Consider the following 21,326-nt stretch of genomic DNA (forward strand, 5'->3'; position numbering starts at 1 on the left):
CGGCGCCATGGCCGCCGCCGCCGCCGCCGAAGTGGCGCTGCCATTATTCCACGCGGCGGATACGATGATGACGGTTCTGGTCTGGCAGATGGGCAGCGTCATGCTGTTCACCGCGCTTGGGGCATTATTCGGGCGGATCACATTACGTTTTTTTCGAATACCACGCCCCACATAGATATTTTTAGATCGTATTGGTTTGCTATAGCAGTGGTCATCTCCTACCCGGCCTCCTACCCGGCGCAGCAGGAGAGTTGCTTCACATCCTTTGAGAAGGTTTGAGCGGCGAGTTTCAAACCTTCAACCATGGTGAGGTAGGGGAACAACTGGCCGGCGAGCTCTGACACCGTCATCCGGTTACCGATCGTCAGGGCCGCGGTCTGGATCAGTTCACCGGCTTCGGACGCCACCGCCTGTACGCCGATGAGTCTCCCTGAATCAGCTTCCGCCACCAACTTGATGAAACCCCTGGTATCAAAATTCGCGAGCGCCCGCGGCACGTTGTCAAGCGTCAGGACACGGCTGCCGGTCTCGATCCCTTCGCGCTGCGCCTCGGCCTCACTATAGCCGACAGTCGCCACCTGCGGATCGGTGAACACCACGGCCGGCATCGCCGAAAGGTCAAGCACCGCATCGCCGCCGGTCATGTTGATTGCCGCCCTGGTGCCCGCCGCTGCCGCCACGTAGACGAATTGCGGCTGGTCGGTGCTGTCTCCGGCCGCATAGATATGCGGGGCGTTGGTGTGCATGCCCTGGTCGATGACGATGGCCCCGTTGGCGTTCACAGTGACATCCGCCGCTTCGAGGTTCAGATCCCGCGTATTCGGCGTCCGCCCCGTCGCGATAAGCAGCCGGTCGGCCCGTAATTCGCCCTGGCCGGTAACCAGACGGAACTCATCGTCCTGGTAATCGATCCGGCTGGCCTGGGTGTGTTCTAGAACCTCTATCCCCTCATCCCGGAAAACGGCGGTGATGGCCTCGCCGATCAGGGGGTCCTCCCGGAAAAACAGCCTGTGCCGCGCCAGGAGCGTCACTTTGCTTCCCAGCCGGGCGAAGGCTTGCGCCAGTTCAACCGCCACCACGGATGAGCCGATGACGGCCAGCCGCTCCGGAATATGGTCGCTCACCAGCGCTTCAGTGGATGTCCAGTAGGGGGTGTCCCGCAGGCCCTGAATCAGCGGAATGGCGGGGCTTGCGCCGGTTGCAATCAGGCAGCGGTCGAACGCGACTTTCTCCATGCCGCCATCGGCCAAACGAACCGTCAACATTTGCGCGGTTTCGAATCTAGCTTCGCCGCGCAGCACGGTGATCGCCGGATTATTGTCCAGGATATTCTCGTATTTGGCATGGCGCAGTTCCTCGACCCGCCCCTGTTGTTGGGCCAGGAGCCTATCGCGGAGAATAACCGGCGTGGCCGCCCCGATACCGGCATCAAACGGGCTCTCGCGACGCAGGTGCGCGATATAGGCGGCGCGGATCATGATTTTTGAAGGAACACAGCCGATATTAACACATGTGCCCCCGATCGTGCCCCGCTCGATCAAGGTCACGCGCGCCCCCTGCTCAACCGCTTTGAGCGCTCCAGCCATCGCCGCGCCGCCACTACCGATCACGGCGATATGCAAATTGCTGGCGGACCCAGCCTTAACATTGTCGTGTGTCTCAGCACACTTTGCGCGGTACCCGAGGCCGGTTATCGCTGCAATCAAGGCGTCGGCTGGCGTGCCGGCCGGGGCTTCGACCACGGCCATGCCTTTCGGCCAGGATACTTCGGCAGTTATCACGCCAGGCACTTTCTCCAGAGCCATTTTTACATGACTCGCGCATGAATCGCAGGTCATGCCGTCAATTTCCAAGGTGGTCATGGTTTCACTTTCCAGGTTTTGTGCACGCCTGCCGCGCGGACTGCATGGTGGTGTGCTATTCAGCTCTTTTTCGGCGGCGCGATTTGCGACGGATAGCCGCGATCCGTCACCGCCTTGAGCAGCGCGGCCGGCGTGGTTTTCGCCGTGTCGTAGGTCACCTCCGCCATCACATCGGCCATCCCATTTGGCTGGCTGACGGTAACGGCGTTCACGCCTGGAACGTGCGCAAGCGTGCTTTTGACGATCGGCCCGCACAGCACACAGCCTGCATGATGAACGTCGAGAACCACGGTGCTGTCGGCGGCCCAGGCAGAGGCCGGCGCACCGAGCAGGCCAAAAGCGAAGAGAGGGGCAACAAGATTTTTTAACATAACGAACTCCATGGAGGTGATCAGAACGCAATCGCGCGGATGATGTAGGGGAAGATCACCGCGACGATTACAAGAATGCCGGCAGTCCAAAGGCCGGTCTTGGCGATCCGGTCAGCCTTCGGTGTGCCGCAATAGCCGTCCGCGCAGGCGGCTTGTGCCCGCCGGCGCAACCGCCAAGCTCCGAAGCCGATGAAGCCGAGGGCCACGGCCGCAAAAATGGGCTGATAGGGTTCGAGAATGGTCAGGTCACCGAGCCAGGCGCCGCTGACGCCAAGGGTGAACAACAGAAACGGGATCACGCAGCACGACGCGGCGCCGAGCGCTGCCACGATCCCGCCAACTGACAGCAACCGCGCGGCCGTCTCGCGGTCATGACCGCTGCTCACGCCGTCCTGTCCATTCGGTCTAATCTGCTGGTCCATGGCGAATATCCATCCTGATCTATGCCTCTGGACACCTCATATAGGATCTGTAGTAACTCCAGGATCAAGAGGGAAATTTGCCATGCGTCCCGAAATCACCGGAACAGCAGATACAGCGTTGATTCCCATTGGCATTCTCGCCAGCAGGACGGGCTGTAATATCGAGACCATCCGCTTCTACGAGAAGATCGGTGTGCTGCCGAAACCGCGCCGCACCGAAAGCGGGCGCCGGGTCTATGCTCAGGATCTGGTCCAGCGTTTGACATTTATCCGCCGCACCCGCGAACTCGGTTTTACCCTGGATGAGGTCCGCGCCCTGCTGAGGCTCGCCGACGCGCGCGACGTTCCCTGTTCAGATGTCAAAGACCTGGCTATCGTCCACCTCGACGATATCAAGGCTAAAATCAACGATCTGCGGAGGATGCAGAAGGTTCTTGATACTTTAATCGCCCAGTGCCAGGCTGGCGATCAGCCAGGTTGTCCGCTCATTGAGACGCTATTCAGGCAGAGCCAGTGATGATCTGCGCTATGCAAGCAACCTTACCGATGCCGAATGGGCGCTGATCGCGCTTTTTATGCCGGCACCGGCGCCACGTGGACGGCCACCTCTGGCCGCCAGCAAACTTGTGTTCATTATCTCCGCTGTGGACACTTTCCATCCTCAGTTTACAATACCCGGAGCCTTGCCCAAATCCCCAAATCAGAGAAGGTGGCTGCTGCCGGAGGAATACTCATCCCTCAATACCCACGCTGCACCAAATATGAATCTGAGCCCCGTTTGCACACCGTTTGACACGCCTTCTTTCAAATGGCCATAAAACCAGCGGTTTTTTTTGAAAATTTATCAACGGAACACGCGGTATTCAATGGATGGCCGCGTGTTCCGCCAAGGTGTTCTGGCATATAATTAAATAGCCGGCTTGTGATTCCGCACAGGCTTTGATCAGGCTGCCGCGCGCAAGGCGCGTGCCGCGCTGACCAGATTGGTGAGCGCCGGGATCACCTCACTCCACTGGCGGGTTTTCAAGCCGCAATCAGGGTTCACCCACAGGCGTCCGGCGGGGATACGCTTTGCCGCTTGTTGCATCAACGCCACGATATGCGCCTCGCTCGGGATATTCGGTGAATGGATGTCGTACACCCCCGGACCGATCTGGTTTGGATAGTTGAAATCATCGAACACATCGAGCAACTCCATATCTGAACGCGATGTCTCGATGGTGATCACGTCCGCGTCCATTTTAGCAATGGCGGCGATGATGTCATTGAATTCAGAATAACACATATGGGTATGAATCTGGGTTCCATCCTTCACGCCATTGGCAGTGATGCGAAATGACTCCACGGCCCAGTCCAGATAGTTCTGCCACTGGGATTTGCGCAACGGCAGCCCTTCCCGCAGCGCCGCCTCGTCAATCTGGATGATCCCCACACCCGCCTTCTCCAAATCCTGCACTTCTTCGCGGATCGCAAGCGCGAGTTGATGGCAGGTGAGCGCGCGGGGCTGATCGTCACGCACAAACGACCAGTTGAGAATGGTCACCGGGCCGGTGAGCATGCCCTTCATCGGCTTGTCCGTGAGCGAAGCGGCGTAGCTGATCCATTCGACAGTCATCGCCTTCGGACGGCTGATGTCGCCGAAGAGGATCGGCGGTTTCACGCAGCGCGAGCCGTAGGACTGCACCCAACCCGCCTGGCTGAACACATAGCCCTCAAGCTGCTCGCCGAAATATTCCACCATGTCGTTGCGCTCGGCCTCGCCATGCACCAGCACGTCCAGCCCCAGCGCCTCCTGTTCGCGCACGCTGTGCTCAATCTCTGCCTGCATAGCCAGTGTGTAGGCCGCCTCATCAATGCTCCCTGCCTTGAACGCGCTGCGCGCCAGGCGGATTTCCTTGGTCTGCGGGAATGAGCCGATGGTGGTGGTGGGATACAGCGGCAGGTTCAGAAGGGCGGCCTGCTTGGCCGCGCGCACCGCGAACGGGCTCTGGCGGCGCCCAAGCTCCGGGGTGATCGCGGCCACAGCCGCCTTAACCGCCGGGTTGTTCACCCGCGTTGAGGCATGGCGCGCGGCAATGGCGGCACGGTTGGCGGCAAGCGCAGGCGCCACCGCGTCGCGGCCCTGGGTCAGCGCCGCCGCCAGTATGCGAATTTCACCGAGCTTCTGCACGGCAAAGGCCAGCCAGGAGCGGATCTCCGCATCCAGCTTGTGCTCACTCTCCAGGTCGACCGGCACATGCAGCAGCGAGCACGAGGGCGCCAGCCACAGCCGCGCACCGAGCCTTTTCGCCACGGGCTCCAGCCAGTCCAGCGCGGCCCCCAGATCGGTCTTCCAGATGTTGCGGCCATTGACCACGCCCAGCGAGATGACGCGCTCAGCCGGGCTTGCCGCGATCAGCGCTTCCACCTCATCGCGGGCATTGATCGCGTCGAGATGCACGCCCTGCACGGGCAATGCCGCCACCAGCGGGAGGTTGTCGCGCAACGGGCCGAAATAGGTGGCGAGCAGCAGTTTCACGGCGCCGGTGTTGAGGTGCTGATAGGCGGTGCGGAAAGCGTCCTGCCAAGTTGCATCCAGCTCGGTGACCAGGATGGGCTCGTCGATCTGCACCCATTGCGCGCCTGCCGCGCCAAGGGCAGCCAGCAGCTGGGCGTAGGCGGGCAGCAGGCGGGGCAGGAGGGAAAGCTTGTCCGCGCCATCCTTGGCCTTGCCGAGCGCCAGATAGGTCAGCGGGCCGATGATCACCGGCTTGGCCGCCACCCCCTGGGCCTGGGCCTCGGCCAGCTGCGCCAGCAGGCGCGCGGCATCGAGCGTGAATTGCGTGCCGGCTTCAAATTCTGGCACGATGTAATGGTAGTTGGTGTCGAACCATTTGGTCATCTCACCCGCGGCCACGCCGCCGCAGCAGGCGGCATGGTCTCCGGCGCCAGCGGCCGAGCGGCCACGCGCCACGCGGAAGTAATTGTCCAGCGCATCGCCATGGAAGCCGCCTACCCGCGCGGGCAGGTTGCCGAGCGTGAAGCTCATGTCCAGAACCTGGTCGTAGAACGCAAAATCTCCAACCGGCGTCAAATCCAGCCCGGCCTGATTACGCCAATGGCGCGCCCGCAGCTCAGCCCCGGCGCGCTGCAGCTCGGCTTGCGAAGATTGCCCCTTCCAGTAGGATTCGAGCGCGAATTTCAGCTCACGCTTGGCGCCGATGCGCGGGAAACCGAGGTTATGAGTTGTGGCCATGGGCGTTCACCTTAAAAAAATGAGGACATATGAAGCAATTGCCCGGACCATACGGATTTGATGCCATGAATAAAAATGATATGAATTCATAAATCCATGAATTTCATTCACGTTTGGAGTTGAGCCGTGGCAATGTTGGAACGTATTCATCTGGCGATCATCCGCGAGGTCGAGGACCGAGGCTCGCTAACGGCGGCGGCCCGCCAGCTGCATCTGACCCAGTCGGCCTTGAGCCATGCCATCGCCAAGCTCGAAGACCAGATCGGCGTGAAGATATGGCGGCGCGAGGGGCGCAGCCTGCAGCCGACCCAGGCGGGTGCGTTTCTGCTTGGCATGGCCAACCGCCTGTTGCCGCAATTTTCGCACGCCGAGGAACGGCTGCAGCAATTCGCCAAAGGTGAACGGGGCACGCTGCGCATCGGCATGGAGTGTCATCCCTGCTACCAATGGCTGCTCAAAATCATCGCACCCTATCTGGATAGCTGGCCCAGAGTGGAGGTGGATGTCCGGCAGAAATTCCAGTTTGGCGGCATCGGCGCGCTGTTCGGCTATGAGATCGACCTGCTGGTGACTCCCGATCCGCTCTATAAACCGGGCTTGCGCTTCACCCCGGTGTTTGATTACGAGCAGGTTCTCGTGGTCGGGCCGGACCATCCGCTGCGCGGCGCCGATTTCGTATTGCCGCACCAGCTTGCCGAGGAAACGCTGATTACCTATCCGGTCGCGACTGACCGGCTGGATATCTACACCCAGTTTCTCACACCCGCCGGCATCACCCCCCGGCAGCATAAACCGATCGAGACCACCGACATCATGCTCTTGATGGTAGGACATGGCCGCGGCGTGGCCGCTCTGCCGCGCTGGCTGGTGGAGGAATATGCCGGGAAATTCGATGTAAGCCCGGTCCGCCTGGGCCGCGATGGCGTAACCAAGCAGATTTTCCTGGGCCTGCGCGAGCCCGATGCGGAGATTGACTATGTGCGCGCCTTCATCGGCCTGGCATCCGCCTATGGCCAGCCGGCCGCCGCCGCCCTGCACGCCGCCCCCAGCGGCGGTCCAACCCGCGTGCGCCCCGGTAAGGACTGACTTGCGAATTGCGCTCCGGCTCCCCACCATTGCAGCACATTATCATCGGATCGGAGTCACGCAGCATGAAGATTGGTTTTCTGGGCCTGGGGCAGATGGGCCATGGCATGGCCGCGAACCTCATCAGGGCCGGGCATGAGGTAACTCTCTATAACCGCACGCCGGGCAAGGCCGCGGGGTTGGATGCGGCGCGCGCCGCCCGCCAACCCGCGCCCTCTGTGTCTATAATTCAGAGCCTTTGGCGGTCACAAAATAGGCCAAAGCCAGCAATGGCAGTGCCGCCCCCACGGCGCAAAGGCCACCCCAGCCACCATGGATCAACAGTGAACTTGTCATCGCGCTGGCGGCTGCCCCGCCGGTGAAAAAAATCGCCATGAACACCCCGTTCAGGCGCGAGCGCATGTTGGCATGGAGCATGTAAATCATTCGCTGCCCGATGACGAGGTTGCATTGGACGCCTGCATCAAGCGCCACGCCCGCAAGTGCGAGCAGCACCACGGAATGGATGGCCGCGCCAAGCCAGGCCAACCCGAACGCTGCCGTGATGCTGAGCAGCGCCCCCACGGTGCCGGCATTGGAATGTCCCTTGTCCGCCAACCTGCCAGCGACAGGGGCTGCGAGCGCGCCAGCCGCCCCCACCAGCGCAAATACGGCAATACCGCGCTGGGTGTAACCAAAATGCTGCGAAAGATAGAGCGGAACGCCCGTCCAGAACAGTGAGAACCCCCCGAACGCGGCGGCCTGATAAGCAGCCCGCTGGCGAAGCGCGGGAAACTGCAGCGGCAGGCTGAGCAGCGAGAGCAGCAGCGTGCCGTAATGGTGCCCGCCAACAGGCTGGCGCTGCGGCAAGGTAAAGCGCAGCAGCACGGTCATCACCGCCATCAATGCCGCGGAGAGGAAAAACACCACCCGCCAGGAAGATAGATCCGCGATCATCGAGGCGGCCGGGCGGCTGAGCAAAATGCCGAGGAGCAGCCCGCTCATCACCGTACCCACCACCCTGCCGCGCCGTGCCTCGGCGGTGAGATGCGCGGCAAGCGGGATCAGCATTTGCACGGCCACGGAGGTTAGCCCCGTCAACGCGGCGGCCACCAGCAGCATCGCGCCGTTGGCCGCCAGCCCGGTCAGCAGCAGGGCCGGAACCGAGGCCGCGACGGTCAGCACCATCAATTTGCGGTTCTCGACAAGGTCGCCCAATGGCACCAGAAACAGCAATCCGGCCGCATAGCCAAGCTGTGTCAGGCTCACAATCAGGCTCGCGGCATGCGCGCTCAGCCCGACAGCCGGGCCGATCACCCCAACCAGCGGCTGCGCATAATAAATGTTGGCGACGATTATGCCACAGGATACGGCAAGTAGCCCCACCATGGCGCGAGGAGGTGTCTGGCTGGGCATCTGAGCGGATGTAACATACGGGCCAAACTCTGGCCAGTTCGCGGCGCATAAAAAGCACGAAGTTCAAGCGGCTCCACAGCCGGGAGAGCGGGCGGTTCCACCCCATGCAGCTTTTAGCGGCGTTGATGCACAGGCACCGGTATCCGGGAGGCCTCTCTTGGGGCTGAACATGGCCTCAACCCGATCGATTTTTGCTATCCTGGGGCGGGCGTCAGCGTTTATTGGCTGAAGGCATTCCCCACCACATGGGCCGTATGCACAATGGCATCGCCCGTGGCATTGGCCCCATCGCTAAAGCCATGGCCGATATCTTTGGCACCACTGCCAATATGCCCCTGGCCGAGATCATTGCCGGCCGCGTTGAAATCCCCCTGCGCCCGGGCGCCGTTGGCATTGCAGGCGGAGAGGGCCAATGGCAGAGCCAGTATGCATAGGCGGAGCCGTGTCATATAAAAAATTCCTTTCATCCTTCATGTTGCCCATCTGGCGGCAAATTTCAACATTCCCGCGCCTGTTTGCCCGCTCGCCGTTCCACCCGCACAACAAGGCGCCGATGAGCCTGAACGCGATATCGTCATCTTCGGTGAACGCTTCAAACGCGAAGGGTAATCGGCCAAGCACAAAACGGCTGAAAATCCTCAGTTCTTCATGCGCGCCGGAGGATGTCTTCAAAAGCCGGGAAAGCGCGATTTTATGGGCGCTCACCTTGGCCGTGCCCTGAACCGGCGGTGAACCCGCAAGCCAATATATCCCAAAATACCGTGTCTCCTCATAAATCCTGCCCGGCCTGGCAAAGCGTCTTAATCGCCAGGCTGGCCGCGGCGATCATGGGCGCGGTTGTGGCTTCGAGAATCTTGTTCCGGTCAAACAATGCCGGATCGCAGGCCAGGACATTCCGCAGCGCGGCGCCGAAGGCCATACGCAATTCGGTTCCGATGTTCATTTTACAGATATGCGTCTGGCCGGCCAGGAGCTGGCGCGTTGGCGTGTCGATGCCTGATCCTCCGTGCAGCACGAGGGGAAGGCCGGGTGCTGCGGACTGAATGGCCTTGAGACGCCCGAAATCAATGGCGGCGCGCGGCGATGTCATGAGGTGGCGGTTTCCCACCGCGACGGCCAGCGCATCCGCACCGCTCTCGCGGGCAAAGCGGGCAACCTCGCCGGGGTCGGTCCCTAGGGATTGCGCGCCCCCCTGATAGCCGACAAAGCCCAGTTCGGCTTCAACCGAGAGCCCATGCCCATGTGCCCACTGCACGATTTCTGCGGTTCGCTCGATGTTTTCCTGCAAGGGCAGGGTGGAACCATCGAACATCACCGAAGTGAAGCCGCTATCATACGCCGCCTGGCAGACGCGCAGGCTTTCGCCATGGTCGAGATGCGCCACCACTGGCACGCTCGCCCCCTCGGCCAAAGCCCGGAACATTGCGCCGAGGACGGGCAGGGGCGTGTGGGCGCGGCACCCTGGGCCCGCTTGCAGGATAACCGGGCGGCGGAGCGCCTCGGCGGCGCGGACATAGGCCAGCGCATCCTCCCACCCCAGAACCACCATCCCCGCCACGGCGGTGCCGTCGGTCAGGCAGGGCGTCAGCACATCGCGCAAATTTGCCAGTGTCATGCAAATTTGGCGATCATGTTCTTGATGCCGGGGATCGTCTCGATCTGACCGGCATGGCTTGGCTGGAAGAACTGCACCAGCGGCCGTTGCGACAAGCCGCCGAGAATGGTGAAATAATACATCTCGTAGCCCGGCAGCGCGCAGCAGGGATGGTACCCCTTATCCAGCAAAATGGTCGAGCCATCGACGACATGATAAGCATCGCCTGGCTTTCCGTCCTCACGCTGCAACATCTGCAGGCCCGTGCCGTGCGGCGGGTTGAAGCGAAAATTATAAGCCTCGTCGTGGCGGGTTTCGAGCGGCAGGCGGTCGGTATCGTGCTTGTGGCTCGGGAAACCTGACCACCCGCCCGCACCAACCGTATAGAGTTCCGACACGAGAAGGCGCCCGACCCGGCCGCGGTACTTCTGCCCAAGGATATGCTTGATCTTGCGATGGGTCTTGGTGTCGTCCGAGCCGTATTGCACCGGGTCGATGTCCCCCGCGCGGACGGCAAACGGCGGCAGAACCTCAGCAAACCTCGCGCCGGACACGAACACCTCGGCCGGGCCGTGCGTGCAGGTAATCCGCGTGCTCTGTCCAGAGCCGATATAAACCCCCTCGGGCTCGCCGTCCCACACGTTCAGGCGGCGCTGGCCGATGCCGGCAAAGGTTTCGCCCCCGCTCGTCACCTCGACAGTTCCGGTCGCCGGAACAACGCAGGTCTCGTAGCCGGGCACGGCCGAGGTGAAGCTCTCCCCCGCCGCGAGTTTCACGATGTTGAAATACACCAGCGGCACCAGCGGATGATCCACGCCGACGATAGGCTGGTTCTGGTTATCGTAGGGAGCGATGTGCATGGCCGGTCCAGTTCATGTCTGTTGGAAAGAGGCGATGAAATGCGCGAGGGTGGCGCTGTCAGGCGATGCGGGGGCGCATCCGGTCCCCGAGACGATCAGCGCCGCGGTTGCCGCCCCGCGCCGGACGGCGGCCTCAAGCCCATGCCCCTGCGCCAGACCAGCCAGCAGCCCGCCCATGAAGCCATCACCGGCACCCGTGGGCTTCAGCGCCGCCACTGGGAAGATCGGGGTTGCGAAGTGCGCATCGGCGGTAAACGTGGTCGAGCCTTCGGCGCCGCGCTTATAAACGGCGAGGCGCGCGCCTTTTGCCACCAGCCCCCGGGCGAAATCTTCCCCGGCTGCGTGGCTACCGGCCAAAAGCCCGAATTCCAGGTCGTTGCCAACCACGATATCGCAAGCCTGCGTGGCCTCGCGGCAGACCCGGGTGGCTTCGTCCGCCGTGGCCCATGAATACGCACGGTAGTCGATATCGAGCACCACCAGCGCCCCGGCCGCACGCGCGCGGGCCATGGCCAGTGTCGTGGCGCCGCGCGAGGGCGCCGCCGCCAGCGCCGTACCCGTGACCACAAGGGCCCCGGCGTCCGAAAAATCAATGGCGCTGACATCGGCTTCGCTCAACGCGAAATCGGCCGCGCCGTTGCGGTAAAGTACGGTTTGGCAATCTGTTGCCACGGTTTCCGTCAGGGCCAGCGAGGTGCGTCTCTCGCCGCCCACCTGGCGCACATGCCGCGTGTCGACGCCGTAACGCCTTAACGCGGCCAGGCAGAAACGCCCGGCCGGATCGTCGGAGACGCAAGTGGCCAGCGCCACCCCCGCGCCCTGGCGGGCCAGCGCAACGGCGATGTTTCCCGCCGAACCGCCGATGGCGGTGGTGAACCTCTCTGCCGTTTCGATCTTGGCGCCCGGCGGATCGGCGCACAGATCCAAGCCGGCGCGCCCCAGGACCACGAAGCGGTTGCAGGTGAGGCGCTGCATCATGTCCCCCGCCGCTGGTTGGCGCGGCCTGCCTCTATCCCGGCCCGCGCGGCGGCGATCTCGGCGCGCGGGCTCACTTCGGCGGTGCCCACTTCCCACCACGCGTGGCCGCGCTCGGTCCATCCCTCGTGCGGGTCAACGCGCATGACGATAACGCAGGTCCGCTCGGCCGCCCGTGCGCGCTCAAACGCGGCGGCGAAATCATCCAGCGATGCCGCTTCTTCGCTCAGCGCCCCCATCGCGCGGGCATGTGCGGCAAAGTCCACCGCGAACGGCTGCGCGATGGTCGGGCAGTCGGCGAACAGCGTGTTGAAGCTGGCATTTCCGGTGTTCTTCTGCAGCTTGTTGATAACGGCGAAGCCGCCATTGTCGAGCATCACGATGATCAGCTTATGCCCCGCGAGGACCGAGGAATAAATATCGGAGTTCATCAACAGGTAAGAGCCGTCGCCGACGAATACCACGGTCTCCCCCGCGGGCTGCCGCTCCGCCTGGGCGATCCTGGCCCCCCAGCCACCGGCAATCTCGTAGCCCATGCAGGAAAACCCGAACTCCACATCCACGGTGCCAATGCCAAGACTGCGCCAGTTGGCGGTCACCTCGGCCGGCAGCCCGCCTGCGGCGGCCACAATCCGGTCCTGCCCGGTGCAGCGGGCGTTCACCACGCCAATGGCCTGGGCATAGGTGGGCAGGCCATTTCGCGGCGCGGTATTGCGCGCCACATAGGCGTTCCAGGCCCGGCGCGCATCTTGCGCGTGCGCCAGCCATTCCGGCGGGGCACGATACCCCTCCAGCCTGCGGCCAAGCGCCGCCAGACCGGCTTGCGCATCGCAGACCAGGGGTAGCGACAGATGCTTGGCCGCATCGTGACGGCCCGCGTTCAGCCCGATAATCCGCGCGCGCCGGTCAAAGGCGGACCACGAGCCGGTCGTGAAATCCTGCAGCCGCGTACCGGCCGCCAGGATGACATCAGCCTCCGCGGCGATGGTGTTGGCGCTGTCCGAGCCTGTCACGCCGATCGGACCGATATTCAGCGGGTGGTCCCAGAGCATGTTCGCCCGCCCCGCGATGGTTTCAACCACTGGAATGCCGTGCGCGGTGGCAAAATCCGTCAGCTGCGCCACCGCCCCGGAATATTGCACACCGCCGCCGGCGATAATCATCGGGCGCCGCGCCTTCGCCAAAAGTGCTGCCGCTGCCTCAATCTCTGAAGGATCAGGGGGGCTGCGGCGAATACGGTGAAGACGGGGTTCGAAAAAATCCGCCGGATAATCATAGGCCCAGCCCTGCAAATCCTGCGGAAGCGCGAGAAAAACCGGCCCGCAATCGGCCGGGTCGAGCAGCGTGTTCAGCGCGGCGGGCAGGCTGTTCAAAAGCTGCGCCGGATGCGTGATCCGGTCCCAGAACCGGCAGACCGCGCGGAAGGCGTCGGTAACGCCAAGCGCCGGGTTTTCCGTGTGTTCAAGCTGCTGGAGCACCGGGTCGGGCAGGCGGGTCGCGAAATTGTCGCCGCATAACATGAGCATTGGCAACCGGTTGGCGTGGGCCAGCGCCGCGGCGGTCAGCAGGTTCGCCGTGCCCGGACCAGCCGAGGCGGTGCAGAACATAAAGCGCCGCCGTAGGTGCGCCTTGGCGTAACCAGCGGCGGCGAAGCCCATGCTCTGTTCGTTCTGGCCACGGTAGAGTGGCAAGATCGCGCGCGCCTCGTAAAGCGCCTCGCCCAGGGCGGGCGCATTGCCATGGCCAAAAATACCGAACCCCCCGGCGCAAATTCGCGTGCTTTGGCCGTCGATCTCGATGAACTGGCTGGCAAGGAACCGCACGATGGCTTGAGCCACGCTCAGTTGGAGCGTCAGATCCTTCTGTTCCACGCGTCTCTCCTGTTTTAAGGTGCTCTTGACCGCATTATCGCGAGTCCGGTACATAATTGCAAGCGATTGCAAAATCTTTTAAGGAACATTCCATGAGAAGCATCGGAATTGGCATCATCGGCGGCGGCTACATGGGCAAGGTACATGCGGTGGCGATGTCCGCCGTGGGCGCCGTTTTCAACACGTCCCTGCGGCCGCGGCTGGAAATGGTCTGCGCCACGAGTGACGCCTCGGCCGAGCGCTACCGCAGCGCCTACGGGTTTGCGCGCGCCACCTCGGACTGGCGTGAACTCGTAGCCGACCCCAGGGTTGAGGCCATCGTCATCGCCAGCCCGCAAGAGACCCACCGCGTTATCGCGGAAATGGCATTTTCCTTGAAAAAACCGGTTCTTTGCGAAAAACCTCTGGGTGCCAGCCTCGAGGACAGCGTGGCAATGGCCGCCGCCGCCGAGGCTTCGGGCGCGGTCAACATGGTGGGGTTCAACTATATCCGCACACCGGCTTCGCAATACGCCCGCGCCCTTCTGGCCCGCGGCGAGATCGGCAGGATCACCTGGTTTCGCGGCGAGCATACCGAGGATTTCGACGCTGATCCGCAAAAACCGGTCACCTGGCGCAGCTTTGGCCCGGCAAACGGCACGATGGGCGATCTGGCGCCGCACATGATCAACGCGGCCATCGCGCTGGCCGGTCCCATCACGCGGCTGAGCGCGGATATTGCAACCGTTTACACAGACCGGCCGGGTGCCGAAGGCCGCCCGATGAACGACGACATCGGCCAGTTCATGTGCCGGTTCGCCAATGGCGCAATGGGGCATCTGAGCTTCAGCCGCATCGCGACCGGGCGGAAGATGGGCTACGCTTATGAAATCACCGGCACAGAGGGCGCGATCCGCTTCGATCAGGAGGACCAGAACGCTCTGTGGCTTTACCGCGCATCTGATCCTCAGGCCGAACGCGGCTTCCGCAAGATCCTCACCGGCCCCGCCCACCCTGACTATCTGGCCTTCTGTCAGGGGCCTGGCCACGGCACCGGCTATCAGGACCAGATCATCATCGGCGCGCGGGATTTTTTGCACGCCATCGAGACCGGCTCGCCGGTCTGGCCCACCTTCCGCGAGGGCATGGAAGTCAGCCGCGTGATCGCAGCGGCCCATGCCAGCCACGCCACAGGCGGCTGGATCGATTTGTAAACGCCCCACGCCGGGCCTGCCTCTCCTCCACCGGATTCTGAAAGGGTATCACCATGACAAAACTGAATTGGGGCATGATCGGCGGCGGCGAGGGCAGCCAGATCGGGCCGGCGCATCGGCTGGCTGCCGGGCTGGACGGGTATTTCGCGCTTGCGGCCGGCGCGCTGGACCATAATCCAGCCGCGGGGCGCGACTTTGGGCAGCGGCTGGGATTGGCCCCAGAGCGCGCCTATGGCGACTGGCGGGAGATGCTGGAGGGTGAGCGCAACCGTCCAGACCGTGTTGATCTCGTCACGATCGCCACGCCCAACGCCACTCATTACGAGATTTCAAAGGCCTTTCTCGAGGCAGGCTTCAATGTTCTGTGCGAAAAGCCGATGACCGTGACCGAGGCCGAAGCCGAGGATCTGGTGCTCGCCGCCCGCAAAGCCGGACGTATCTGCGCCGTGAATTATGGCTACACCGGCTATGCCTTGGTGCGGCACATGCGGGCCATGGTGGCGCGGGGCGATCTGGGTAAGATCCGGCTGGTTGTCGCGGCGTTCGCCCACGGTCACCATGCAAACGCCGCCGAGGCTGATAACCCCCGCGTGCGCTGGCGTTATGACCCGGCGCAGGCGGGCGTCTCCGCCCAGTTCGCCGATTGCGGTATTCATGCGCTGCATATGGCCGCCTTCGTAACAGGGCAGGAGGTTGCGCGCTTGTCGTCAGACTTCGTCTCATGCCTGCCGGGCCGCATCCTGGAGGATGATGCCATGGTCAATTTTCGTATGGATGGCGGCACGGTCGGGCGGCTCTGGACATCATCGGTTGCCATCGGGCGCCAGCACGGGCTCACGCTCCAGGTTTTTGGTGAAACCGGCGGTCTGCGCTGGGCGCAGGAACAACCCAACCAGCTTTACTATATGCCGCTCGGCCAGCGCCTGCAGGTGATAGAGCGCGGCGAGGGCAATCTTTCGCCCGAGGCGGACCGCGCAAGCCGGGTTACGGTCGGCCATGCCGAGGGTATGCCGCTGGCCTTTGGCAACATCTATCGCGACCTGGGCGAAAACTTGCTGGCGCTGCGGGCCGGGCGGAGGGCTGAACCGGCGGTAACGCTGTTCCCCACGGCGGAAGACGGCCTGCGCTCGATCGCGGCGATCCATGCCGCGGTGGCCTCCGCCAAGGCCGAGGGCGCCTGGGTCGATGCGCGGCCAAAACTGTTCCGTTAATCGTGGCCCGCGGCGGCGTGAATCTGGTCAGGGCAGGGGGCGCAGGGTCGCCCGTTCGACGATGCGGCAGGGAAACAGCCGCGCTTCGGGCAGGCGGCCGGGGTCGGAAAACCGTGACTGCATCAACTCGATCGAAGCCTCGACGATGGCGGCGAAAGGTTGGTGGATCGTTGTCAGGTCAATGCCGGTCCAGGCGGCCAGCGCCATGTCGTTCAACCCGATGATGCCGATGTCGCCCGGCACGGCCAGGCCCGCTTTGCGGATCGCCGCAAGGGCGCCGATGGAGAGCACGTCGTCGGCGCAAAAATAGGCTTCCGCCCAAGGTGCCGCCAAAAGCCGCGTCATTTCGTCGCGTCCGGCATCGAAGCTGTAGGCGCCCGCGTAGCTCGCGGTTGCGCTGATCCCCGCCGCCTCGGCGACTTCCAGAAATCCCTGGCCGCGATCCTGCGTCGTCGAAGCGTCTTGCGGCCCGCCAAGAAAGCCGATCCGCCGGTAGCCGCGCGCGATCAGCGTTCTGGCGGCGATGCGCCCGGCATCGACATTGTCGATACCCACAACCGGAACGACGGGCGTGCGCGTGGCGCGGCCAAAGGCATGAACAACCGGCATGCCGGCAGCCTGAAAGGCCGCGGCAAACCCATCGGCAACGTGCGAGGACGCCACAATCACCCCGTCGACCGAATATTGCTGCAGCATTCCGACCGATCGCTTCGGATCGGTTTCCTCCGATAGGTTGACGAGCAGCGGCCGCAGACCTTTTTCCTGCAGGCCACGGGTGAAAAGATCAAAAATCTCCAGAAAAACCGGGTTATGAAAATTGTTCGACACCAAACCGACCAGCTGGGTCTTGCGGGTCATCAGGCTGCGCGCCAGAATATTGGGGCTGTAGTTAAGCTCGGCCGCGGCTTTTTCGACCTTGGCGCGGGTCCTGGCGGAGACTGACGCGCCAGGCGTAAATGTCCGTGACACCGCAGCCCGCGACACCCCAGCCCGTTGCGCCACGTCTTTAAGTGTAATCGCCATGCAGATGCCGCAACCCTCGCCCTTTATTCACCTCAAACGAGTGTCCTGCCCCTGAAACCCGCAGCGTGCGCAGCGGACGGCAGGGACGAGCAGGCCACTGAAAACAAAACGCTCGTGCCCCGCAAAGAAAGATATTCTGATGCCACGAACCTTAGAATCGGGACACTAGCGATGAATCGCTTCCTTGTCATTTCGCCGGCGCCGAAATCGCTTAGAGCCGGAGCGCTTTAAGTGCGATACAGACTTCAAATTGGCCCGCAATGAGGGGCAATCTGAAGTCATCGCGCCCTAAACGGAAAGCTTGGTCATGTTCGAGGAACAGTTCGATTATATCATCGTTGGCGGCGGCACCGCCGGGTGTCTGCTTGCCAACAGGCTGAGCGCGGACCCCGCCATGCGGGTGCTTCTGCTCGAGGCCGGCAAGAAGGACAATTATCCCTGGATTCATATTCCCGTGGGGTATCTTTACTGCATCGGCAATCCCCGCACTGACTGGCTTTACCGCACCCAGCCCGAAAAAGGGTTGAACGGGCGTGTACTGCGCTATCCCCGCGGCAAAACGCTGGGTGGCAGTTCGTCGATCAACGGCATGATCTATATGCGCGGGCAAGCACGAGATTATGATGGCTGGGCGGCGCTGACCGGCGATGACGCCTGGACATGGCAAAACGTCCTGCCCGATTTCAAGCACCATGAGGATCATTACCGCCTCGATGACGGCGCGGACCCCAGCACCGGGCAGGGCCGCCGGTTCTCCGGGATGCACGGCCATGGCGGCGAATGGCGCGTTGAGAAGCAGCGCCTGAAATGGGAGATTCTGGAAGCCTTTGCCAACGCCGCCGTTGAAGCCGGCGTGCCGCGCTCGGCTGATTTCAATACCGGCGACAATGAAGGCGTCGGGTATTTCGAGGTCAACCAAAAATCCGGCTGGCGGTGGAATGCCTCGAAGGCATTTCTGCGCCCTGTGAAGAACCGCCCCAACCTTGCCATTTGGACGCAGGCGTCCGTCAGCAAGCTGCATATCGAGACAACCCCCTCCGGGCTCAAGCGCTGCGCGGGGGTTGAGCTCATCCGTTCAGGCGGCGCGATGACCGTGCGCGCCAGGCGGGAGGTGATTCTCTGCGCCGGCGCCATTGGCTCGCCGCTGATCCTGCAACGCTCGGGCGTCGGCCCGGCCGCGTTGCTCAGGGAGCACGGCGTCAACATCATGCTGGATCTGCCCGGCGTGGGTGAAAACCTCCAGGATCATCTACAGATCCGCACGGTGTTCAAAGTCTCGGGCGTGGCAACCCTGAACACGCTGGCCAACAGCCTGATCGGAAAGGCGAAGATCGGGCTTGAATACATGCTCACGCGCCGCGGGCCGATGAGCATGGCTCCCTCGCAGCTCGGCGCCTTCACGCGCTCCGATGAAAGCCGCGCGTACGCCAATCTTGAATATCATGTCCAGCCGCTCAGCCTTGATGCCTTCGGGGAGCCGCTGCACAAAACCCCTGCGTTTACAGTGAGTGTTTGCAACCTCAACCCCACGAGCCGGGGCAGCGTGCGCCTAACCTCGCCGGCCCAGGATGCCCCGCCGGCGATTGCGCCGGATTATCTCAGCACCGATGAAGACCGCCAGATCGCCGCCAGCAGCATCAGGCAGATCCGCATGATTGCCGCCAAACCGGCACTGGCGAAATACCAGCCGGTTGAATGGAAACCAGGCGCGATGTTTGAGAGCGACGCCGAACTTTACAAGCTTGCCGGAGACATCGCGAACACCATTTTCCACCCCGTGGGCACAACCAGGATGGGCCAGGCTGACGACGCCATGGCCGTGGTGGATAGTCACTTGCGCGTGCGCGGCTTGGCCGGCCTGCGCGTTGTGGATGCCGGTGTGATGCCCGCGATCACAAGCGGCAACACCAACGCGCCGGTCCTGATGATCGCCGAGAAAGCCGCGCGCTGGATCATCCGCGATGCTCAGGCAAACGTATGAGCCAGACCTTCCGTATGAGCTCTGAAATGCATCGTCATGCAGGCCAGATGCGCCGCTCCCGCCACCCGGCCTATTTCAGCAACCCCAGGCGCGGAATGTCGATCGCCGGGCAGCGGTTCATCACCACGCGCAGCCCCGCCGTCCGCGCCTTTGCCGCCACCGCCTCGTTGATGATTCCCAACTGCATCCAAATGGTTTTCGCCCCCAGGCGGATCGCGTCATCAACCGGCGCGGCCACGTCCGCCGCCTTGCGGAACAACTCCACCATATCCAGCGGCGCCGCCTCATCCAGCGTGGCCACCACCTTGCGGCCAAGAATCTCCTGCCCCGCCAGCCCCGGATTCACCGGCGTCACATCATACCCCTGGCCCAGCAAAAACTGCATCACTTCATGTGATGCCCGCTCCGGCTTCGCTGAAGCTCCGACCAGCGCGATACGCTTCGTACCGGTCAAAATCTGGCGGATTGTATCGTCGGACATTGCTCTTCCCCCGTTGCGGCGCTCCGGCTAAGCCATGCACCATGAAAAAATCACTTGCCGCCTGTATGGCCCTGTGCCTGCTCACCTTCCTGCTCTGGATGGCGCCCAATCAACCCCAGGCAGCCGATGTGACCATGACGGCGGGAAAGTTCAACTCCCTGTCTTACGCGCCCTACCGCGCCTGGCAATCGCCGCAGGATAAATCCTACCCAACCCCGGCGGAAATCTCCCAGGATCTGGCGCTGGTGGCCACCCATGCCGAGGGCATCCGCACCTATTCCTCGGTTGAGGGCACACTCCCCGCTACCCTGGCCGCGATCCGCAACCATACTGACATCGTGGGCCTGGCCAAGCAGGCCGGGCTGAAGGTCTGGCTCGGCATCTGGCTCAGTTCCAACCCGGCGGACAACGCCAAGGAAATGGCGGCCGGCATCGCCGAGGCCAACGCCTACCCCAACACCGTCACCCGCGTCGTCGTCGGCAACGAGGTGCTGTTGCGCCGCGATCTCTCGGTGCAGGACCTCATCGCTGACATCGATGCGGTACACGCGCGCGTGAAACAACCGGTCGCCTATGCCGATGTCACCCATTTCTGGAAGCAGTTCCCCCAGGTCGCCCCGCATGTGAACATCGTGATGATCCATTTCCTTCCGTATTGGGAGAACACGCCGCTCAGCGTCAGCCAGGCCCTGGCCAGCATCAAATCCACCACGGATGAATTCAAGGCGCTCTTCCCCGGCGAGCAGATCTCCATCGGTGAAACCGGCTGGCCCTCGCGTGGCCGTTCGCGCGGCCCCGCCGTGCCCTCGCGCGTCAACGAGGCGGTGTTCCTGCGCCGCTTCGTCTCCCTGGCGAACCAGGAGGGCGTGGACTACAACCTGATCGAAGCTTTCGACCAGCCTTGGAAATATGAGGACGAAGGCGTGGCGGGCGCCAATTGGGGCATCTGGACCACCAACCGGGAGCTGAAATTCCCGCTCACCGGCCCCGTGATCGAGCATCCGCACTGGCCCTGGTACGCGCTGCTGGGCGCACTCTCAGGCTGCCTGCTGTTCGTGGCCGGGGGCTTCAGGAACCTACGCCTAGCGGTTCCCGCCTTCGCGCTTGGCAACGGCTTCGCCTTCGCCTGCATGGGCACGCTGCCAATGCTTTATGATAACTGGCTGCGCCTGGACGCGCTGGTCAATCTGCCGCTGCAAGCGCTCTTCGCGTTTCTGGTCATCCGGCGCGCGGGCGCCGTCCTTGCCGGCGCGCCCCTGCCGCCTGACGCCACCGGCGCGCAAACCCTGGCGGCCCTGCGCCGGGGCAAATTCCCCCTCACATACAATTCCCTCTGGTTCATCTTCCTGGCCAGCGCCGCCGTCTTCGAGGTCATGCTGGTGTTCGCCGGGCGCTACCGCGATGCCCCCATGCCGGTGTTCATCATCCCCGTCATCGCCGCCGCCATCCGGCTCTGGAGCCGCGACAGACCCGGCAACATCGCCTGGGAGGAAATGCTCGCCGCCGATACCCTGGCCGTGTTCGCGGGGCTCGATACCATCGTCGAAGGCGCCGGCAATCTGGATTTCCTGCGCTGGAGCCTGGCCGCCGTGCTCATGGCCGCGCCGGTTCTGCTGGCGCAATGGGGCCGCCGCCGCGCCGCGCGGCACCTTCAGATGCAGCCATAAGCCATAAAAAAAGGCCGGGAGACGCGCCCCGGCCTTAACCTTCGCTCTCTATCTTTGTAATTTAAGGCCGGGTGTTATCAGGCTCTAAAACCCCCGGCT

At 63.1% G+C, this 21,326-nt stretch carries 19 protein-coding genes and 3 pseudogenes; 9 read left to right on the top strand and 13 right to left on the bottom strand.

The window, feature by feature from the left end; translation table 11 throughout:
• Nucleotides 1-7: 7 nt before the first annotated feature.
• Nucleotides 8-175 (top strand): NrsF family protein, encoded by a 168-nt coding sequence (locus tag HKL97_RS07705; RefSeq protein WP_291424109.1) that lies wholly within the window; start codon nt 8-10, stop codon nt 173-175.
• Nucleotides 176-230: 55 nt separating this feature from the next.
• Here the strand turns inward: HKL97_RS07705 and merA are convergent, their stop codons facing one another.
• Genes merA through HKL97_RS07720 form a run of 3 tightly spaced genes read right to left on the bottom strand, consistent with a single transcriptional unit; the run spans nt 231 to nt 2,655 of the window.
• Entirely contained in the window at nt 231-1,862 is a 1,632-nt protein-coding gene (merA, locus tag HKL97_RS07710) for a mercury(II) reductase (protein WP_291424045.1), read from the bottom strand.
• A 59-nt stretch (nt 1,863-1,921) separates the two neighbouring features.
• Nucleotides 1,922-2,233, bottom strand: coding sequence for a mercury transporter (locus tag HKL97_RS07715; RefSeq protein ID WP_291424047.1), 312 nt, complete (start codon nt 2,231-2,233; stop codon nt 1,922-1,924).
• Nucleotides 2,234-2,253: 20 nt separating this feature from the next.
• Nucleotides 2,254-2,655, bottom strand: a complete 402-nt coding sequence (locus HKL97_RS07720) for a mercuric transporter MerT family protein (RefSeq protein ID WP_291424049.1) — start codon at nt 2,653-2,655, stop codon at nt 2,254-2,256.
• Between the two features lie 82 nt (nt 2,656-2,737).
• On the opposite strand from HKL97_RS07720, the gene HKL97_RS07725 reads away from it, so the two are divergent.
• Together HKL97_RS07725 and HKL97_RS13720 are read left to right on the top strand one after the other, a co-directional pair.
• Entirely contained in the window at nt 2,738-3,172 is a 435-nt protein-coding gene (locus tag HKL97_RS07725; protein ID WP_291424051.1) for a helix-turn-helix domain-containing protein, read from the top strand.
• Nucleotides 3,144-3,260: pseudogene (locus tag HKL97_RS13720) on the top strand (transposase); the annotation flags it as partial. The gene HKL97_RS07725 and the pseudogene HKL97_RS13720, both read left to right, overlap by 29 nt.
• Nucleotides 3,261-3,598: 338 nt before the next feature.
• Here the strand turns inward: HKL97_RS13720 and metE are convergent.
• Complete coding sequence (metE, locus tag HKL97_RS07730) at nt 3,599-5,890, bottom strand: 5-methyltetrahydropteroyltriglutamate--homocysteine S-methyltransferase (RefSeq protein ID WP_291424052.1); 2,292 nt, start codon at nt 5,888-5,890, stop codon at nt 3,599-3,601.
• A gap of 126 nt (nt 5,891-6,016) precedes the next feature.
• Between metE and HKL97_RS07735 the strand changes: the two genes are divergently transcribed.
• Entirely contained in the window at nt 6,017-6,976 is a 960-nt protein-coding gene (locus HKL97_RS07735; protein ID WP_291424054.1) for a LysR family transcriptional regulator, read from the top strand.
• A gap of 65 nt (nt 6,977-7,041) precedes the next feature.
• A pseudogene (locus HKL97_RS07740) lies at nt 7,042-7,167 on the top strand (NAD(P)-binding domain-containing protein); the annotation flags it as partial.
• 31 nt (nt 7,168-7,198) lie between these two features.
• On the opposite strand, the gene HKL97_RS07745 reads toward HKL97_RS07740, so the two are convergent.
• The 6 genes from HKL97_RS07745 to iolD form a co-directional block, all read right to left on the bottom strand.
• Complete coding sequence (locus HKL97_RS07745) at nt 7,199-8,371, bottom strand: MFS transporter (protein ID WP_291424056.1); 1,173 nt, start codon at nt 8,369-8,371, stop codon at nt 7,199-7,201.
• A 218-nt stretch (nt 8,372-8,589) separates the two neighbouring features.
• Nucleotides 8,590-8,820, bottom strand: coding sequence for a hypothetical protein (locus HKL97_RS07750; RefSeq protein WP_291424058.1), 231 nt, complete (start codon nt 8,818-8,820; stop codon nt 8,590-8,592).
• 320 nt (nt 8,821-9,140) lie between these two features.
• Nucleotides 9,141-9,986 (bottom strand): class II fructose-bisphosphate aldolase, encoded by an 846-nt coding sequence (locus HKL97_RS07755; protein WP_291424060.1) that lies wholly within the window; start codon nt 9,984-9,986, stop codon nt 9,141-9,143.
• The gene (locus tag HKL97_RS07760; protein WP_291424062.1) at nt 9,983-10,825 is read right to left on the bottom strand and encodes a 5-deoxy-glucuronate isomerase; all 843 of its coding nucleotides are present in this window, start codon (nt 10,823-10,825) and stop codon (nt 9,983-9,985) included. Before HKL97_RS07760 ends, HKL97_RS07755 begins: the two co-directional genes overlap by 4 nt.
• A gap of 12 nt (nt 10,826-10,837) precedes the next feature.
• The gene (iolC, locus tag HKL97_RS07765) at nt 10,838-11,803 is read right to left on the bottom strand and encodes a 5-dehydro-2-deoxygluconokinase (protein ID WP_291424064.1); all 966 of its coding nucleotides are present in this window, start codon (nt 11,801-11,803) and stop codon (nt 10,838-10,840) included.
• On the bottom strand, nt 11,800-13,671 hold the full coding sequence (iolD, locus tag HKL97_RS07770) for a 3D-(3,5/4)-trihydroxycyclohexane-1,2-dione acylhydrolase (decyclizing) (RefSeq protein ID WP_291424066.1): 1,872 nt from the start codon (nt 13,669-13,671) through the stop codon (nt 11,800-11,802). Before iolD ends, iolC begins: the two co-directional genes overlap by 4 nt.
• Before the next feature lie 92 nt (nt 13,672-13,763).
• Between iolD and HKL97_RS07775 the strand changes: the two genes are divergently transcribed.
• Both HKL97_RS07775 and HKL97_RS07780 read left to right on the top strand, forming a co-directional pair.
• Nucleotides 13,764-14,864 carry a Gfo/Idh/MocA family protein gene (locus tag HKL97_RS07775; RefSeq protein ID WP_291424068.1) on the top strand — a complete coding sequence of 367 codons (1,101 nt, stop codon included), beginning with the start codon at nt 13,764-13,766 and terminating at the stop codon, nt 14,862-14,864.
• Nucleotides 14,865-14,917: 53 nt separating this feature from the next.
• A complete protein-coding gene (locus HKL97_RS07780; RefSeq protein WP_291424069.1) occupies nt 14,918-16,075 on the top strand; it encodes a Gfo/Idh/MocA family protein in 1,158 nt (385 codons plus the stop codon).
• Nucleotides 16,076-16,102: 27 nt separating this feature from the next.
• Here the strand turns inward: HKL97_RS07780 and HKL97_RS07785 are convergent, their stop codons facing one another.
• Together HKL97_RS07785 and HKL97_RS13680 are read right to left on the bottom strand one after the other, a co-directional pair.
• Nucleotides 16,103-16,933, bottom strand: a complete 831-nt coding sequence (locus tag HKL97_RS07785; RefSeq protein WP_291424071.1) for a substrate-binding domain-containing protein — start codon at nt 16,931-16,933, stop codon at nt 16,103-16,105.
• A gap of 30 nt (nt 16,934-16,963) precedes the next feature.
• Nucleotides 16,964-17,098 (bottom strand): annotated as a pseudogene (locus HKL97_RS13680) (LacI family DNA-binding transcriptional regulator); the annotation flags it as partial.
• 307 nt (nt 17,099-17,405) lie between these two features.
• On the opposite strand from HKL97_RS13680, the gene HKL97_RS07790 reads away from it, so the two are divergent.
• Nucleotides 17,406-19,079: a GMC family oxidoreductase gene (locus HKL97_RS07790; protein WP_291424073.1), complete on the top strand. Its 1,674-nt coding sequence runs from the start codon at nt 17,406-17,408 to the stop codon at nt 19,077-19,079.
• A gap of 70 nt (nt 19,080-19,149) precedes the next feature.
• Here the strand turns inward: HKL97_RS07790 and HKL97_RS07795 are convergent, their stop codons facing one another.
• Complete coding sequence (locus tag HKL97_RS07795; protein ID WP_291424075.1) at nt 19,150-19,560, bottom strand: CoA-binding protein; 411 nt, start codon at nt 19,558-19,560, stop codon at nt 19,150-19,152.
• Nucleotides 19,561-19,601: 41 nt separating this feature from the next.
• Here HKL97_RS07795 and HKL97_RS07800 point away from each other — a divergent pair, with 41 nt between their 5' ends.
• Complete coding sequence (locus HKL97_RS07800) at nt 19,602-21,227, top strand: glycoside hydrolase (protein WP_291424078.1); 1,626 nt, start codon at nt 19,602-19,604, stop codon at nt 21,225-21,227.
• The last annotated feature ends 99 nt before the right edge of the window (nt 21,228-21,326 follow it).

It is taken from the genome of Acidocella sp. (genome assembly GCF_013044125.1).
Lineage (GTDB): Bacteria > Pseudomonadota > Alphaproteobacteria > Acetobacterales > Acetobacteraceae > Acidocella.

What these genes read in the sequence shown, in the direction of transcription:
- HKL97_RS07715 (WP_291424047.1), bottom strand. Translation starts at nt 2,233, where the DNA reads ATGTTAAAAAATCTTGTTGCCCCTCTCTTCGCTTTTGGCCTGCTCGGT.
- HKL97_RS07790 (WP_291424073.1), top strand. Translation starts at nt 17,406, where the DNA reads ATGTTCGAGGAACAGTTCGATTATATCATCGTTGGCGGCGGCACCGCC.
- HKL97_RS07705 (WP_291424109.1), top strand. Translation starts at nt 8, where the DNA reads ATGGCCGCCGCCGCCGCCGCCGAAGTGGCGCTGCCATTATTCCACGCG.
- HKL97_RS07795 (WP_291424075.1), bottom strand. Translation starts at nt 19,560, where the DNA reads ATGTCCGACGATACAATCCGCCAGATTTTGACCGGTACGAAGCGTATC.
- merA (WP_291424045.1), bottom strand. Translation starts at nt 1,862, where the DNA reads ATGACCACCTTGGAAATTGACGGCATGACCTGCGATTCATGCGCGAGT.
- HKL97_RS07755 (WP_291424060.1), bottom strand. Translation starts at nt 9,986, where the DNA reads ATGACACTGGCAAATTTGCGCGATGTGCTGACGCCCTGCCTGACCGAC.
- HKL97_RS07760 (WP_291424062.1), bottom strand. Translation starts at nt 10,825, where the DNA reads ATGCACATCGCTCCCTACGATAACCAGAACCAGCCTATCGTCGGCGTG.
- HKL97_RS07750 (WP_291424058.1), bottom strand. Translation starts at nt 8,820, where the DNA reads ATGACACGGCTCCGCCTATGCATACTGGCTCTGCCATTGGCCCTCTCC.
- HKL97_RS07785 (WP_291424071.1), bottom strand. Translation starts at nt 16,933, where the DNA reads ATGACCCGCAAGACCCAGCTGGTCGGTTTGGTGTCGAACAATTTTCAT.
- metE (WP_291424052.1), bottom strand. Translation starts at nt 5,890, where the DNA reads ATGGCCACAACTCATAACCTCGGTTTCCCGCGCATCGGCGCCAAGCGT.
- HKL97_RS07775 (WP_291424068.1), top strand. Translation starts at nt 13,764, where the DNA reads ATGAGAAGCATCGGAATTGGCATCATCGGCGGCGGCTACATGGGCAAG.
- HKL97_RS07780 (WP_291424069.1), top strand. Translation starts at nt 14,918, where the DNA reads ATGACAAAACTGAATTGGGGCATGATCGGCGGCGGCGAGGGCAGCCAG.
- HKL97_RS07745 (WP_291424056.1), bottom strand. Translation starts at nt 8,371, where the DNA reads ATGCCCAGCCAGACACCTCCTCGCGCCATGGTGGGGCTACTTGCCGTA.
- HKL97_RS07720 (WP_291424049.1), bottom strand. Translation starts at nt 2,655, where the DNA reads ATGGACCAGCAGATTAGACCGAATGGACAGGACGGCGTGAGCAGCGGT.
- HKL97_RS07725 (WP_291424051.1), top strand. Translation starts at nt 2,738, where the DNA reads ATGCGTCCCGAAATCACCGGAACAGCAGATACAGCGTTGATTCCCATT.
- HKL97_RS07800 (WP_291424078.1), top strand. Translation starts at nt 19,602, where the DNA reads ATGAAAAAATCACTTGCCGCCTGTATGGCCCTGTGCCTGCTCACCTTC.
- iolC (WP_291424064.1), bottom strand. Translation starts at nt 11,803, where the DNA reads ATGATGCAGCGCCTCACCTGCAACCGCTTCGTGGTCCTGGGGCGCGCC.